This window comes from Actinomadura graeca (assembly GCF_019175365.1).
Classification (GTDB): domain Bacteria; phylum Actinomycetota; class Actinomycetes; order Streptosporangiales; family Streptosporangiaceae; genus Spirillospora; species Spirillospora graeca.
In genome coordinates this window covers 2,058,857-2,073,272 of sequence record NZ_CP059572.1, presented here as the reverse complement: position 1 = coordinate 2,073,272, position 14,416 = coordinate 2,058,857, and the positions used below count along the sequence as shown (strand labels likewise).

General features: G+C 75.0%; 14 protein-coding genes. 8 read left to right on the top strand and 6 right to left on the bottom strand.

Going from position 1 to position 14,416, the window contains the following annotated elements:
• Window positions 1–69: 69 nt before the first annotated feature.
• On the bottom strand, window positions 70–756 hold the full coding sequence (locus AGRA3207_RS09505; protein WP_231334200.1) for a TetR family transcriptional regulator: 687 nt from the start codon (window positions 754–756) through the stop codon (window positions 70–72).
• A gap of 351 nt (window positions 757–1,107) precedes the next feature.
• Here AGRA3207_RS09505 and AGRA3207_RS09500 point away from each other — a divergent pair, with 351 nt between their 5' ends.
• The 3 genes from AGRA3207_RS09500 (at window position 1,108) to AGRA3207_RS09490 (ending at window position 5,109) form a co-directional block, all read left to right on the top strand.
• Window positions 1,108–1,347: a hypothetical protein gene (locus AGRA3207_RS09500; protein ID WP_231334199.1), complete on the top strand. Its 240-nt coding sequence runs from the start codon at window positions 1,108–1,110 to the stop codon at window positions 1,345–1,347.
• Window positions 1,348–1,489: 142 nt separating this feature from the next.
• Window positions 1,490–1,765 (top strand): DUF6504 family protein, encoded by a 276-nt coding sequence (locus tag AGRA3207_RS09495; RefSeq protein WP_231334198.1) that lies wholly within the window; start codon window positions 1,490–1,492, stop codon window positions 1,763–1,765.
• The gene (locus tag AGRA3207_RS09490; protein ID WP_231334197.1) at window positions 1,756–5,109 is read left to right on the top strand and encodes a DNA polymerase III subunit alpha; all 3,354 of its coding nucleotides are present in this window, start codon (window positions 1,756–1,758) and stop codon (window positions 5,107–5,109) included. Before AGRA3207_RS09495 ends, AGRA3207_RS09490 begins: the two co-directional genes overlap by 10 nt.
• Here AGRA3207_RS09490 and AGRA3207_RS09485 read toward each other — a convergent pair.
• The 4 genes from AGRA3207_RS09485 to AGRA3207_RS09470 form a co-directional block, all read right to left on the bottom strand.
• Window positions 5,078–5,758, bottom strand: coding sequence for a DUF4328 domain-containing protein (locus AGRA3207_RS09485; RefSeq protein ID WP_231334196.1), 681 nt, complete (start codon window positions 5,756–5,758; stop codon window positions 5,078–5,080). The genes AGRA3207_RS09490 and AGRA3207_RS09485 overlap by 32 nt on opposite strands.
• 91 nt (window positions 5,759–5,849) lie before the next feature.
• Window positions 5,850–6,194, bottom strand: coding sequence for a hypothetical protein (locus AGRA3207_RS09480; RefSeq protein WP_231334195.1), 345 nt, complete (start codon window positions 6,192–6,194; stop codon window positions 5,850–5,852).
• Between the two features lie 90 nt (window positions 6,195–6,284).
• Window positions 6,285–6,935, bottom strand: a complete 651-nt coding sequence (locus tag AGRA3207_RS09475) for a response regulator (RefSeq protein WP_231334194.1) — start codon at window positions 6,933–6,935, stop codon at window positions 6,285–6,287.
• 12 nt (window positions 6,936–6,947) lie between these two features.
• Window positions 6,948–8,195 carry a sensor histidine kinase gene (locus AGRA3207_RS09470; RefSeq protein WP_231334193.1) on the bottom strand — a complete coding sequence of 416 codons (1,248 nt, stop codon included), beginning with the start codon at window positions 8,193–8,195 and terminating at the stop codon, window positions 6,948–6,950.
• 227 nt (window positions 8,196–8,422) lie between these two features.
• Between AGRA3207_RS09470 and AGRA3207_RS09465 the strand changes: the two genes are divergently transcribed.
• The 4 genes from AGRA3207_RS09465 to AGRA3207_RS09450 all read left to right on the top strand — a co-directional run bounded on the left by AGRA3207_RS09465 (window position 8,423) and on the right by AGRA3207_RS09450 (window position 12,505).
• On the top strand, window positions 8,423–9,124 hold the full coding sequence (locus AGRA3207_RS09465) for an ABC transporter ATP-binding protein (RefSeq protein WP_338028265.1): 702 nt from the start codon (window positions 8,423–8,425) through the stop codon (window positions 9,122–9,124).
• On the top strand, window positions 9,124–11,127 hold the full coding sequence (locus AGRA3207_RS09460) for an ABC transporter permease (protein WP_231334192.1): 2,004 nt from the start codon (window positions 9,124–9,126) through the stop codon (window positions 11,125–11,127). Before AGRA3207_RS09465 ends, AGRA3207_RS09460 begins: the two co-directional genes overlap by 1 nt.
• A 194-nt stretch (window positions 11,128–11,321) precedes the next feature.
• Window positions 11,322–11,549, top strand: coding sequence for a hypothetical protein (locus AGRA3207_RS09455; protein WP_231334191.1), 228 nt, complete (start codon window positions 11,322–11,324; stop codon window positions 11,547–11,549).
• A gap of 155 nt (window positions 11,550–11,704) precedes the next feature.
• Window positions 11,705–12,505 carry a methyltransferase domain-containing protein gene (locus tag AGRA3207_RS09450; RefSeq protein WP_231334190.1) on the top strand — a complete coding sequence of 267 codons (801 nt, stop codon included), beginning with the start codon at window positions 11,705–11,707 and terminating at the stop codon, window positions 12,503–12,505.
• On the opposite strand, the gene AGRA3207_RS09445 is transcribed toward AGRA3207_RS09450, so the two are convergent.
• Entirely contained in the window at window positions 12,489–13,478 is a 990-nt protein-coding gene (locus AGRA3207_RS09445; protein WP_231334189.1) for a GlxA family transcriptional regulator, read from the bottom strand. The genes AGRA3207_RS09450 and AGRA3207_RS09445 overlap by 17 nt on opposite strands.
• 206 nt (window positions 13,479–13,684) lie before the next feature.
• Here AGRA3207_RS09445 and AGRA3207_RS09440 point away from each other — a divergent pair, with 206 nt between their 5' ends.
• On the top strand, window positions 13,685–14,371 hold the full coding sequence (locus tag AGRA3207_RS09440) for a DJ-1/PfpI family protein (RefSeq protein WP_231334188.1): 687 nt from the start codon (window positions 13,685–13,687) through the stop codon (window positions 14,369–14,371).
• The last annotated feature ends 45 nt before the right edge of the window (window positions 14,372–14,416 follow it).

Below are 14,416 nucleotides of genomic sequence, written 5' to 3'. Positions count from 1 at the left end.
ATTACCAGTCGGCAACCGCGCGGCCGGGCACCCTATTCCTGTCCCTGATCCCTCGATTCCCGCCGCGGCTCAGACCCAGTCGCGCATCGTCTCGCGGGCGAGTGCGACGGTCTCCTCGACCAGCGCCGCGACCATCTCCGGGTCCCAGATGTCCTGCCGGGCGCAGTCCTCGAACGCGACGCGCGCCGCCGCCGAGTGGAAGGCGACGACGATCTGGGGGCGCAGGTCCCGCCGGGGGTCGACGCCCTCGCGGCGGGCGATCTCGGCGGCCTGCGCCCGCTCGGACGCCGAGGAGCGCGCCACCTGCGCGGCCTGCAGCGCGGGCGTCGCCTCGATCACCCGCCGGATCCGCCGGAACCGGGCGCTGTCCTCGGGGTCGCTGTCGGCGATCGTCCGCAGCACCACCCGCAGCGACTCGAACAGCGCGGTGAACGGCCGCTCGCCGGGCGGGCGCGACGCGAGCGCCTCCTCCAGCACCTTGTCGTACTCGCCCAGGAACGCGGTGACGACGTCCTCCTTGGTGGCGAAGTAGCGGAAGAACGTCCGCTGCGACACCTCCACGGCCGCCACGATCTCGTCGATCGTCGTCTCCTCGTACCCCTGGGCGAGGAACAGCTCCAGGGCGGCGTCGATCAGCGCGAGCCGCGTCCGCTGCTTCTTGCGCTCGCGCAGCCCGGCCAGTGCGCGGCCGGGCGGCTGCGGGACGGGCCCGCCCTCCGCCGAACCTGGGACGTCGCCGGAGGGGGCGGCGGTCATCGAGGTCTCCTTCGACTTCTCGCGGGGACGCGGCTCGGGGCCCGTCTCACAGAGGCTTCTATCACGGAACCCCTTCCATATCCGGACGTTTCCACACCATGTGGATCATCGATTGGCGCCACCGGGCGCGGCGCGTCGTCCCCGCCTTCCCGGTCCAGTCCCGCCCACCCGGGAAAACGCCTGCGGACTCTGCGGGTTTCCGCTGCGCAGGCGCGGTTCTCGGGTCATGCTGGACCTCTGGTCACCAGTTGTCGCCGCGTGATCGCCCATGGTCATGCACGGCGGCCCCGACCCCGGTGCTGAGGCGGCTGATCGAAGGTGTCTGTAGTCGGTGGGCGCGATACCCCGGAGGTGCGCAGGCGCCACCTCGCGGCGCTCGCGTACGAGGTCGAGGCGCGCGGTCTCTCCTGGCGGTTCGCCGGTCCCGGCGAGTCGGTCCTGACCGTGCTCGTCCCGCGGACGAGCCGGCAGGTCATGGTGGTGGCGACCCCCGTCGGCGACGGCTGGTCCTACCTGTGGCCGGGCGGCGGCATGGCCGACGTCGCCGACGTCCCCCTGGTGGCGGACCAGCTCGCCCGTCTCCTGGGCTGACGTCTCCCGGGCCGGCGTCTCCCGGGCCGGCGGATCGGCCTTGCCTCCCCGTCCGGGGCTTCCCTAGACTCTCGATGCGAACGTATGTTCGAGCTTGGTTCCGCATGTCTTCCCCCGTGCGGTGAACGCGAGGGGGAGGCAGATGACGCGGGTCTTCGGCGATCCGGTGGACGTGTGGGTGAGCGACGGGCGTCCCGTCCGGTTCGTCTGGCGCGGCCGGCTCCACACCGTGCGGCGGGTGCTGGAGCACTGGGTCACGACCCGGGACTGGTGGCGGGAGCGGCATCCCGACGGCGAGGCCACCGGCGAGCGCGAGTTCTGGCGGGTCGAGGCGGGCCCGGACCGGGAGATCGGGGTGTACGAGCTGCGCTATGACGCGGCGTCCGAAACCTGGCTCCTTTCCCGGGTATGGGACTAATTGTGCACCTTCATGTCGCTTCGGGGTATTCGCTCAGGTACGGGGTGGCGTCGCCCGCCGCCCTGGCCGGGCGCGCCGCGGAGCTGGGCATGCGGACCCTGGCGCTGACCGACCGGGACGGCCTCTACGGCGCCGTCCAGCACGTCCAGGCGTGCCGGGACGCGGGGCTCGGAGCCGTCGTGGGTGCCGATCTCGGCCCGCTCCCCGGTGGCGGGCGGGTCGTGGCGCTGGCCCGGGGGCGGTCCGGGTGGCGGTCACTGTGCCGGCTGGTCACGGCGGCGCACGCGGCGGGGGAGCGGGGCCGTCCGGCGATCACGCGGGACATGGTCGGCGCGCACGCCGAAGGGCTCGTGGTGCTGCTCGGGCCCGCGTCCGACGTGGGCCGGGCCGTCGCGGAGGGCCGGCCCGGCGAGGCCGCCCGGCGGCTGGCCGCCTGGCGCGCGGCGGCCGAGTGCGCGATCGAGATCGTCGACCACGGCGCCGACGACGGGCGCCGGGCCGCGCGGATGCTCGCCCTGGCCCGCGCCGCCGGTATGCCCGCGGTGCTCGGCAACGCCGTCCGCTATCTGGAACCCGCCGACCACGCGGTCGCGCGGGTGCTGGACGCGACGCGCAGGCGCCGTCTCCCCGCCGGGGAGGACCGGACCGGGCAGGCGTATCTGAAGTCGGTGCCCGAGATGCGCAGGGCCGCCGAACGGGGCTGCGGCGACGAGGCGGACACGCTGCTCGCCGCGACGCGGCGGCTGTCCGAACGCTGCGTCCTAGACCGCCGCGACCTCGGCATGGACGCCGTGCACCTGCCCGAGGTCGAGGGCGACCCCTACGCCCGGCTCGCCGCCCGCTGCGGGGAGGGCCTGGCCCGGCGCGGGCTCGCGGGGTCGCGGACGGCGGCGGAACGGCTCACCGCCGAGCTCGGCGTGATCGCCCGCAAGGGCCTGGCCGCCTATTTCCTGACGGTCGCCGACGCCGCCGCGCTGATCCGGGGGCGCGGCATCCGCTGCGCGATCCGCGGCTCCGGCGCGGGCAGCCTGGTCAACCACCTGCTCGGCATCGGCGACCTCGACCCGCTCCGGCACGGCCTCCTCATGGAACGGTTCCTCGCCGACAGCCGCGAGGGGCTACCCGACATCGACCTGGACGTGGAGTCGGCGCGGCGGCCGGAGGCGTACGAGGCGCTGTTCGCCCGGTACGGCGCGGACGCCACCGCGTGCGTGTCGATGATGGAGACCTACCGGGCGCGCAGCGCCATCCGCGACGTCGGCAACGCCGCGGGCCTGCCGCCGCGGGAGATCGACGCGATCGCCAAGGCGTTCCCGCGGATCAGGGCGAGCCAGATCCGCGCCGCGCTGGAGGATCTGCCGGAGCTGCGGCAGAGCAACCTGGCGCGGGGGCGGCTGGAGGAGATGTTCCGTGTCGCCGAGCGGCTGGACGGGGTGCCCCGCCACATCGCGATGCACCCGTGCGGCGTCCTGCTGTCGAACGCGACGCTCCGCGACCGGACGCCGGTCGAGACCAGCGCGCTCGGGTTCCCGATGAGCCAGTTCGGCAAGGACGACGTCGAGGCGATGGGGCTGCTCAAGCTCGACGTCATCGGGGTGCGGATGCAGTCGGCGATGGCGCACGCGGTCGCCGAGGTCGCGCGGACGACGGGGAGCGGGATCGACCTGGAGGCCGTCCCGCGCGACGACCCGGCGACGTTCGGGCTGATCCGCACGTCCCGCACGCTCGGCTGCTTCCAGATCGAGTCGCCCGGGCAGCGGGAGCTGATCGGCCGCCTCCAGCCGCGCGACCTGGACGACCTCGTCCTCGACATCTCCCTGTTCCGCCCCGGGCCCGTCAACTCCGACATGGTCGGCCCGTTCCTGGAGGCGCGCGCGGGGACGCGCGAACCCGGGTACCCGCATCCCGACCTGGAACCCGTGCTGCGGGAGACCCTCGGCGTGGTGGTCTTCCACGAGCAGGTGCTGCGGATCTTCGACGTGATGACGGGCTGCGGGCCCTCCCGCGCTGAGGCGGCGCGGCGGAGCCTGAACGACGAGCGGGGCCAGGCCGTGGTCGGCGCGTGGTTCCGCGCGCGGGCCCTCGCGCGCGGCTACGGCGAGGACGCCGTCGAGCGGGTCTGGCGGACCCTGACCGCGTTCGGCGCGTTCGGGTTCTGCAAGGCGCACGCCGCGTCGTTCGCGCTGCCCACCTACCAGTCGGCGTGGCTGAAGCGGCACCACACCGCCGCGTTCTACGCCGGGGTCCTCACCCACGACCCCGGCATGTACCCCAAACGCGTCATCCTCGACGACGCCCGCCACTTCGGCGTCCCGATCCTGCCCCTGGACGTCAACCGGTCCGCGGCGGCGTGGCACGCCGAGCCGGTCTCGGAGGGCGGGCCGTCCGGCATCCGGGTCGCGCTGGGCGAGGTCAGGGGCATCAGCGACGCGGAGGTCGGGCGCATCGTGGACGGGCGTCCCTTCACGTCGCTGTCCGACTTCTGGCGCCGAGCCCGGGTGTCGCGGCCGACCGCCGAGCGCCTCGTCCTGGCCGGGGCGTTCGACGGGCTGTACCGGACGCCGCCGGTGCCGCGCCGCGACCTGCTCTGCCAGGTCGGCGCGCTCCACCGCGCCGCCCGCCGCGCCGCCGCCCGCGACGTCGCCGAGGGGCAGCTCCCCCTCGGCGGGCCGGACCTCGCCGAGCGCGTCCCCGCGGGCGGCCTGCCGCCGATGACGGCCGCCGAGGTCGTCGAGGCGGAGCTGGACGTCCTCGGCCTGGACGTGAGCCGGCACGTCCTGCGGTTCTACGACGCGTTCCTCGACGACCTCGGCGTCGTCCGCGCCGCGGCGCTGCCGGGCCGCCGGGGCGGGAGCGAGGTGCTGGTCGCGGGGGTCACGGTCGCGACGCAGACCCCGGAGGTCCGGTCGGGGCAGCGCGTCATCTTCGTGACGCTGGACGACGCGACCGGCCCCGTCGACCTGGCGTTCTTCGAGTCGGTGCAGGAGAGGTGCGCCGCGACCGTGTTCGGCTCCCCGCTGCTGGTGGCCCGCGGCCGCGTCCGCCGCGCCGGCGCGCACGCCGTCTCCCTCACCGCCACCGCGTGCTGGGACCTGACGACCCTGAACGGGCTGTGGCGCGACGGCGGCCTGGACGCCGTGCACGCCGAGATGGCCCGCCCGGGCCCGCCGAGCCGGCCGGTGGGCCGCCGGATCGTCCAGCCCACCGGCTTCGCCATGTCCCCGTACTCGGTGTCCACCGGGGGGCGGCCCCCCGATCCCCCGGACGCGTGGCACGGCTGTCCTCGCTCCGCTAGAAACCCACCCGGGGCGGCTAGGGGTTGCGGCCCACCTGGAGGCGGGTGATCTGGAAGACGGTGGCCATGCACATGGCGGCGGCCAGGGCCTGGAAGGCGGCGGCGGCCACGCCCATGTGCACGTCGAAACGCGCCTCGGCGAGGGTCTCGACGCTGCCCGCGGCGAACACGCGGGCGAGCAGGAGGCCGAGGAGGACCGACGCCCACCAGCCCGCGACGACGAGGGCCGCCGCCTGGCGCTCGGCCGTCCGGTACCGGCCACTGTTGACCCAGATCTCGTAGACCAGACGCGGCGGCAGCCACAGGTTGACGATCGGGCAGAGCCAGCCGAACACCACCCAGGCGCGGTGGTGGCGGTGCGGGCCGGGGGACTGCCCGTAGGCGCGCCACAGCCAGCCGAGGTACAGCAGCCCGGTGACGGCGGCCATGATCGCGCAGATCAGGAAGACGTCGGTGTAGGGCGCGAGGGCCCTGCCGGTGGCGTCGGGATCGTAGGTGTCGTGCGTCTCCCCGCGCAGCGGATGGGCCATGCGGAGCAGGCTGATCCCCGAGCCGAGCGCGATGAACGCGTTGAAGCCGAGCAGCATGAACACGGCCACGCCGACGGCGCGGAAGTCGCGGCGCCGGGCCCACGCGCCGCACGCCGGGCACCGGGCGACCTCGGTCGGGATGATGTCGCCGCACAGCGCACACGGCATGATCCACCTCCGCGCCTTGGTCCCGTGTTTCTTCGGATACTACGTACGTTTGACTTGTCCCGCCCAGGGAGGGTTCGCACGTCCGCCGGGTTCATCCCAGGATGAGGCGGCCCGCGAGGAGTGTCGCGGCGGCGGTGACGGCGGCCCAGGCCGCCAGCCGCCCGAGGCCGCCCGTCGCGAGCAGCCGCTCGGGGCGCAGACCGGTCACGAGGATCAGCGCCCACCACTCGGCGGCGAGCGCGATCGAGGCGTAGAGGGATCCGAAGCCGACGAGCGAGAACAGCAGGACGACGGCCGCGGGCGTCAGGGTGTGGGCGAACAGGGCGGGCCCGCGCGAGGGGCCGCGCAGCCCGCGCCGGAGCCCGGCGAGGACGGCCGCCCAGCCGAGGACGCACAGCACCCACACGGCCAGGACGGTCACGGGCAGGCCGTTCATCGACTCCGGTGCCAGTGCCGTCCCCTTCGTCGTGCCGTCCCGCGGTGTGCTTGCCCGGTCCCGCCGTGTCCCCGCCCCGTCCTGCGGGCCTCAGCCCATGAGACCCGACTCCCACGCCCACGCCGCCGTCTCGGCGCGGTTCCGGGTGCCCAGCTTGCGGTGCACGCTGCCCAGATGCGTCTTGACGGTGGACAGCGACACGAACAGCTCGCCCGCGATCTCGTCGTTCGTCCGCCCGCGCGCGACGAGCCGGACGACCTCAAGCTCCCGTTCGGTGAGCGGCTCGCGCGGCTGCGCGGCCGTGCGCGCGGCGGGCGCCGCCAGCTGCTCCAGCAGCCGGACGGTGATGGACGGCGACACCAGCGCCTCCCCGTTCGCGGCGGCGCGCACCGCCTCGACCAGCAGCGCGGGCCCGCTGTCCTTGAGCAGGAACCCGACCGCGCCGCCGCGCAGCGCCCCGTACACGTACTCGTCCATGTCGAAGGTGGTGACGATCACGACGCGGAGCGGGTCGTCGACGGACGGGCCGGCGAGCAGCCGGGTCGCCTCCACGCCGTCCATCTTCGGCATCCGGATGTCGAACAGGCACACGTCGGGGCGGAGCCGGCGGGCCTGCTCGACGGCCTCGGCGCCGTCGGCGGCCTCGCCGACGACCTCCATGTCGGGTTGCGAGTCGACGATCATCCGGAACCCGGTCCGGACCATCTCCTGGTCGTCGGCGATCAGTACGCGGATGGTCACGCCCCGATTCTCTCAGGCCCCGCGGGGGCCCGGGACGGGAAGGACCGCGAGGACCTCCCAGCCGCCCTCCGGCCGGGGGCCCGCCCGCAGCCGCCCGCCCAGCGCGTCCACCCGCTCGGCCAGCCCGGACAGCCCGAACCCGCCGGACGGCAGCCGCCGCCCGCGTCCCTGCCCGTCGTCGCGGACGGCCGCCTCGACCGACCCGTCGCCGAGCCGCGCGACCGTCACCCGCACGGCGGTGGCGTCGGCGGCGTGCTTGCGGACGTTGGTCAGCGCCTCCTGGACCACGCGGTGCACCGACGTCGCGACCTCGGGGGGCAGGGCGCCGAGGTCGGACGCGAGGGACAGGGTGGCCGGGGGGTGGGTGAACCCGTCCACGAGCCGCCGCAGCTGCGCGAGGTCCCCGACCGGGCGGGTGGACGAGCCGCGGTCGCCGGCCGCGGTGCCGCCCCGTGCGTCCCCGCCCCGCCCGTCCCCGCCGCGTGCGTCCCCGTCTCGCGCGTCGGCGTACTGGGCGTCGCGCAGCAGGCCCACCATCCGGCGCATCGAGGTCAGAGCCTCGGTGCCGGCCTGCTCGATGCCCGCGAACATCGTGTCGAGCTGGTCGTGGGTCTGCGCCGAGCCCGACCGGGCGGTGAACCGCGCCGCCTGCGCCTGGACGACGATTCCCGTCACGTGGTGGGCGACGAAGTCGTGCAGGTCGCGGGCCAGCTCCAGCCGCTCGTCGCGGCGCGCGGCGGCCAGGGACCGGGACCGCCGGGCGTCCACCGCGCGCAGGTAGATCCCGGTGCCGGCCGCGAGCGCCACGCACAGGCCGAGCGGCGCGGAGAACAGCACCGCGCCGACCACCGCCCAGCGCAGCGGGAGGACCAGCACCGCCGCGCCGAGCAGCGCCGTGACCGCGGCGAGCCGGTCGCGGGGGGCCTTCCACGCCACCCGCGCGATCATGATGAGCAGCCCGCCGAGCTCGGCGAACACGCTGGGGCTGCCCAGGTCGGGGTGGACGGCCGTCCCGAGGTACAGGGTGCTGAGCGCCGACAGCACCGCCGCGGACGCCGCCCACGTGAGCGGCCGCCGGACGGTCACCGCGCCGATGTTGGCGACGGCGGCCAGCAGGACCATCCAGAGGTCGACGGCGTCCTTCGGCATGCCGATCAGGCAGGCCAGCAGGTACAGGCCCGCGAACGCCCCGTAAGAGGCGCGCACGAGGCAGCCGCCCACGGAGTGGATGCGGTCCAGCCTGGCCCCCGGGTCGTTCATGGACATGAAGGCTACGACCCGAGGCCGATGCCGGGGATCGACCGTTCGGCTGATCCCGCGGCCCCGGGTGTGGCCCCGAGCCCGATGCCGCCGGGGGGCCGCCCGCCGCACGCTGGAGGCATGTACCTCATCTACGCACCCGTGTTCCTGGCGTTCGTCGCCTTCGTCGTCTATGGCGGGATCGTGCTGCCCGCCCGTGAGATCACCGATTCCGTGCGGAGCCGCCGGTGACCGTCCTGTCCGGCCGCGGCCTGGTCAAGCACTTCGGGCCCGCCGTCGCGCTGGACGGCGTGGACCTCGCGGTCGGGCGCGCCGAGTCCGTCGCGATCATGGGCCCGAGCGGGTCCGGCAAATCGACCCTCCTGCACTGCCTCGCCGGGATCATGCGCCCGGACGCGGGGGAGGTGCACCTGCTCGGCCGGCGGATCGACACGCTCGGCGAGCGCCGCCGCAGCGCGCTGCGGCGGTCCCGTTTCGGGTTCCTCTTCCAGTTCGGGCAGTTGCTGCCCGAACTGCCCGCCGAGGAGAACGTCGCGCTGCCGCTCATGCTGGACGGGACGCCCCCGCGCGCGGCGGTGCGGGCGGCGCGGTCGTGGTTCGGGCCGCTCGGACTCGCCGGGCTGGAGCACCGGCGGCCGGGGGAGCTGTCCGGCGGCCAGGCCCAGCGCGTCGCCCTCGCCCGGGCGCTCGCGCCCGGTCCCGCCGTCGTGTTCGCGGACGAGCCGACCGGCGCGCTCGACCAGGCGACCGGCCACGACACCATGCGGCTGCTCGTGGAAGCCACCGCGCACAACGGCGCCTCGCTGATCGTCGTCACCCACGACCCGGCCGTGGCGGGCTGGTGCGACCGGGTCGTCGAGGTCCGCGACGGGCGCGTCCTCGCCGCGGCGGCCCGTCCCGCCGCGCCACCCGTCCGGAAAACGCCCTGATGCCCGCCGCGCTCGCCCTGGCCTGGCTCCTGCTGCGCGGCGGCGGGCGCCGCACCCTGCTCGGCGCGCTGCTCACGCTCGCCGCCGTCGCCGTCTCCACCGGGCTGCTCCTGTTCGCGGTGGGCGCCAACCACGCCTTCCTCCAGCGCGCCCACGCCGACGCCTGGCGCCACCCGGACGGTGCCGCCGCGTCACCGGCGGCGATCGAGGCCCTGTCGACCGACTACGTCCGGGGCCGGCCGATCTCGGTGATCGACCTGGCCGCGCTGAACGGCACGGCGCCGGTGCCACCGGGTATGCCGCGTTTCCCGAGGCCGGGCGAGTCGTGGGCGTCGCCCGCGCTCGCCCGCCTGATGCGGGACCTCCCCGCCGACCGGCTCGCCGGGCGGTTCCCCGCGCCCGCCGGGACGCTCGGGCGCCGGGCGCTCGTCCACCCCGGCGAGCTCGTCATCGTGATCGGACGCGACGCCCGCGACCCGGCCGTGACGGCGCCCCGCGGCGCCTCCGAGGCGCGGGAGACCACCGCCGGGCCCACCCCGATCGCCCGGTTCCCGACCGGCGCGTCCCCGCTCGCGGTCGCCTACCTGTCGCTGATGGCGGTGGCGTCGGTGCTGATGGCCGTCCCGCTGCTGGTGTTCGGCGGCGCGGCCGCCCGGCTCACCGTGGCGCGCCGCGACGGCCGGCTCGCGGCGCTGCGGCTCGTCGGCGCGACGCCCGGCCAGGTCGTGGCGATCACCACCGCCGAGGCCGTGCTGACGGCGGTGGCGGGCGCGGTGGCGGGCCTGCTGCTGTACGCGGCGGCGATGCCGGCGCTCGCGCGGATCACGATCCAGGGCGGCACGTGGTTCACCGGCGACCTGTGGCCCGGGCCGCTCGCGTCCGCCGCCGTCCTCGCGGGGGTGCCCGTCCTCGTCGGCGTCAGCGCGGTCGCCGGGCTGCGCCGCGTGATCGTCGGCCCGCTCGGCGTCGCCCGCCGCGAGACGCCCCCGGCGACGCGGGCCGTCCGGCTCGGCGCCCTCGCCGCCGTCCTGATCGCGTTCGGCGCGGTGGGCGGCGGCCTGACCGCCTTCGGCCGGGCGGCCCTGGTGATCCTGCTGGTCTTCCTGGCGCTGGCGTTCCTCGCGCTCAACCTCGCCGGGCCGTGGGTGGTCGCGCTGATCGGGCGGGTCGCCGCCGGCACCGCGCGCACCCCGGCGCGGCTGCTGGCCGGGCGCCGCCTGCTGGACGATCCGCGCGCCGCCTGGCGGACGGTCGCCGGTGTCGCGCTCAGCGGGTTCGTCGCGGGCTTCCTCGCCCTGCTGGGGGCGCCGCCCTCCGTCACCGCGCCCGGCGACCGGGACGCGCTGCGGCTGACGCTCCCGCAGGCGGGGTCCGCCACCGCCGTCGCCCGGGTGAAGGACAGACTCGCCGGGATGGACGCCCGGATCACGGTGAAGGAGACCGTGACCGAGGACGATCCCCTGGCCGAGCACGGCACCGTGACGCGCAACGTGATCGTGACGGCCGCCGTGCCCGGCGGCGCCGCCGCGCTCGACCGGGCCCGGACCGCGCTGGCCGGCGCCGTCCCCGGCCGGGTCGCCACCACCCCCGCCGACGAGGAGGTGAACGGCGACGTGCTGGTCGCCGACCTGCGGACGGGCGCGCTCATCGTGCTCGCCGTCTCGTTCCTCATCGCCGTCACGAGCGCGGGGATCACCGGCGCGTCCGCGGTCCTGGACCGCAGGCAGGCGTACGCGATGCTGCGGCTCGCGGGCACGCCGCTGCCGGTGCTCGACCGCGCCCGCCGCCAGGAGACGCTGATCCCGCTCGCGGTGATGGGCGGCGGCTCGGTGCTGACGGGCCTGTTCCTCGCCTCGCCGTTCGCCACCGGGAGCGGCTCGTCGGGTCTGGTGACGCTCGCGGTGTCCGTCGTCCTCGGCTTCGGGGGCGTCCTCGGCGCGGGCGCGCTCAGCCGCCCGCTCCTGCGCTCGGTCACCCGCGAGCCCGCGCCCCGCCCCGACTAGCGCCGGGACCGGTCCATCCCGCCGAAAACACGTTCGAGAAATGTCGGTGATGGTGCGTAACTTAAGGCTGTGATCTCGGAGACCACCGGGAACACGGGTCGAACCAGGTGGCGTGTACACACGTATTCGTGGGTATGTGGCAACCGGTGGCTTCCGCACAGCCGCGGCCCACCGGCAAGGAAGGGGTGTTGGCAGTGAGCGAAGCGACCGGCACATTCCATCTCTCCCGTACACGGCTCGACGGGCCCGCCGAGCGGACCGTGGTGCAGCCGTGGCTCACCGAGTTGTCCCATGCGGCCCTGAACGCCTACGCCGAGACCGCGCCCGCCCCGGCGCTCGCCCTCGTCGAGGCGCTTCCCGTCCAGAGCCCGATGCCCGTGCCCGTGCACGTCTCCGGACGGCGCGTGGCACTGGCCGCCTAGCGCGGACGAGCGGCGGACGAGGCCGGGGCGGGGCGCCCCGGCCTCGTTCCATGTCCGGGGTAGGGCCGCAAACCAGGTGATCTCATATAATGAGACCCACTTCTCGGTATTTGAGAATCGACGTAGGGTGGGGACACCGCACGAGAGGTGATCCCATGAGCGCGAACGCGTCGTACACCCACGGCCACCACAAGAGCGTGCTGAGCTCGCACCAGTGGCGGACGGTCGAGAACTCCGCCGCCTACCTGACCGCGCATCTCCGGCCCGGGCTGTCGCTGCTGGACGTCGGCTGCGGGCCGGGCACGATCACCGCCGGGCTGGCCCGGCGCGTCGCCCCCGGGCAGGTCACCGCCGTGGACGCCGCCGAGATCGTCCTGGACGAGGCCCGTAATAACGCCGAGGGCCTCGGCAACGTCGCGTTCGCGGTCGCCGACGTCCACGCGCTGGACTTCCCGGACGGGACGTTCGACGTCGTCCACGCCCACCAGGTCCTGCAGCACGTCGCCGACCCCGTGCAGGCGCTGCGCGAGATGCGGCGGGTCACCCGGCCCGGCGGGATCGTCGCGGCGCGCGACGCCGACTTCGGCGGCATGGTCTGGTATCCGAACCCGTCCGGAATGGATTCCTGGCTGCCCGTCTACTACAACGTGGCGCGCGCCAACGGAGGCGAGCCCGACGCGGGGCGCCGCCTGGTCTCCTGGGCGCGCGAGGCCGGGTTCGCCGACGTGACCGCGTCCGCGTCGAGCTGGTGCTACTCCACACCCGAAGAGCGGGAGTGGTGGAGCGAGTCGTGGGGCGGGCGGCTGGTCCGCTCCTCCCTGGCGGACAAGGCCGTCGCCGGAGGCCACGCCACCCGCGACGGCCTCCAGCGGATCTACGAGGGGTGGAAGGCGTGGGCCGCCGCGGACGACGGCTGGTACGCCGTCACCCACGGCGAGATCATCTGCCGCCGCTGACCGTCGCCCGGGCCTCCTCGTTCCGCGCGGCCGGCCGGCCGAAGGCGCGGCGGTAGAGCTGGGGGCTGACGCCGGTGGTCTTCTTGAAGCGGTCGCGGAAGGCGGTGGCGGAGCCGAAGCCGACCTGGGCGGCGATGCGCTCGACGGAGTGCTCCGTGGTCTCCAGCAGGTGCTGCGCCTGGCGGACGCGGGCGCGGTGCAGCCACTGGAGCGGGGTGGTGCCGGTCTGCTCGCGGAACCGGCGGATCAGTGTCCGGGTGCTGGTCCCGGCCTGGGCGGCGATGTCGGCGAGGGAGAGATCGCGGCCCAGGTCGTCCTGAAGCCAGATGAGCAGCGGTTCGAGGGCGGAACCGCGCGGCGCGGGGACGCGGTCGTGGACGATGAACTGCGCCTGCCCGCCCTCGCGTTCGAGGGGCATGACCGACAGGCGGGCGGCGTCGGCGGCGACGGCCGAGCCGTAGTCGCGGCGGATCATGTGCAGGCACAGGTCCAGGCCCGCGGCGGCACCGGCCGAGGTGAGGAACTGGCCGTTGTCGACGTAGAGGACGCCGGGATCGACGTCGAGCCCGGGATGGGCGGCGGCAAGGAGGTCCGTGGCGTTCCAGTGCGTCGTCACCCGGAGACCGTCGAGCAGGCCCGTCGCCGCCAGGGGGAACGTGCCCGAGCAGATGGACGCGATACGCGTGCCGCCTTCCGCCGCGGTCCGCAGCGCGTCGCGCACGGGCGGGGGGAGCGGTGCCGTGGCGGCGGCGGTGCCGGGGACGATGATGGTGTCCGCCCCTTGGAGCCCGTCCAGTCCCCAGGGCGCGCGCAGGACGAAGGCGCCGGCGTCGGTCTCCGGGTGCTCGGCGCACACGCGGATCTGGTAGCCGGGGCGGCCGTCCGGAAGGCGGGTGCGCGTGAAGACCTCGATCGGCGTGGACAGGTCGAACGGGATCACCTGGTCCAGCGCGAGGACGGCCACGGTGTGCATGGCCGGAATCTACATCTCCGCCGACATCGGGTCACCGCCGAGAAGACCTGGAATCCGCACATCCGCGCAGTTCAACGTCTCGAATCTCCTGTGGCACTAATCCGTTGAATGCTGTCGCTATTGCCACTGGGGGTTGAGGGGAGTCCCGCCTAGCCTCGGCCGTGAGCCTGGCGCCGGCCGGGTCCGCCGCTGCCGAAGGAGCCGTCATGCATGTCCAGATCGTCCTGTTCGACGGGTTCGATCCGCTCGATGTCATCGCCCCCTTCGAGGTGCTGCACTGCGGCGGCGCCGCGTCCGGCGCGGTGAGCGTGGAACTGGTGTCCGCCGAAGGGCCGCGCGAGGTGGTCGGCGGAACCGGCGGGCTCGCGCTGAGGGCGACCGCCGCCCTCGATCCCGGGCACGCGGATCTGATCCTGGTGCCCGGAGCCTCCGGCCGCGTCGGCGAGCCCCACGAGGTGTCCGGGAACGACGCCGGGGCCGGGGAACGGCCGCGGGACGAGTCCATACCCGTGCTGCTGGGCCGTGCCCTGGCCACCGGCCTGCCCGCGCTGCTGAAAGAGGCGATGGACGACCCGGACGTGACGGTCGCCGCCGTGTGCGGCGGCTCGCTCCTCCTCGCCATGGCAGGGCTGCTGGAAGGGCGTCCCGCCACCACCCACCACCTCGGGCTGGAACTCCTCGGCGCCGCCGGTGCCGAGGCGGTGAACGCCCGCGTCGTCGACGACGGCGGCCTCGTCACCTCCGCCGGTGTCACCTCCGGGCTCGACCTCGGGCTCTACCTGCTGGAACGCGAGGTGGGCCCGCGGATCGCGCACGCCGTCGAGGAGCTGTTCGCCCATGAGCGCCGCGGGACGGTCTGGCGCGCCCAAGGCCCGGTGCCCACCGGTCTCTGACCGGCGTCCCATGGCACCCGATCCGCGCCGTCCCTCCACGTGTCC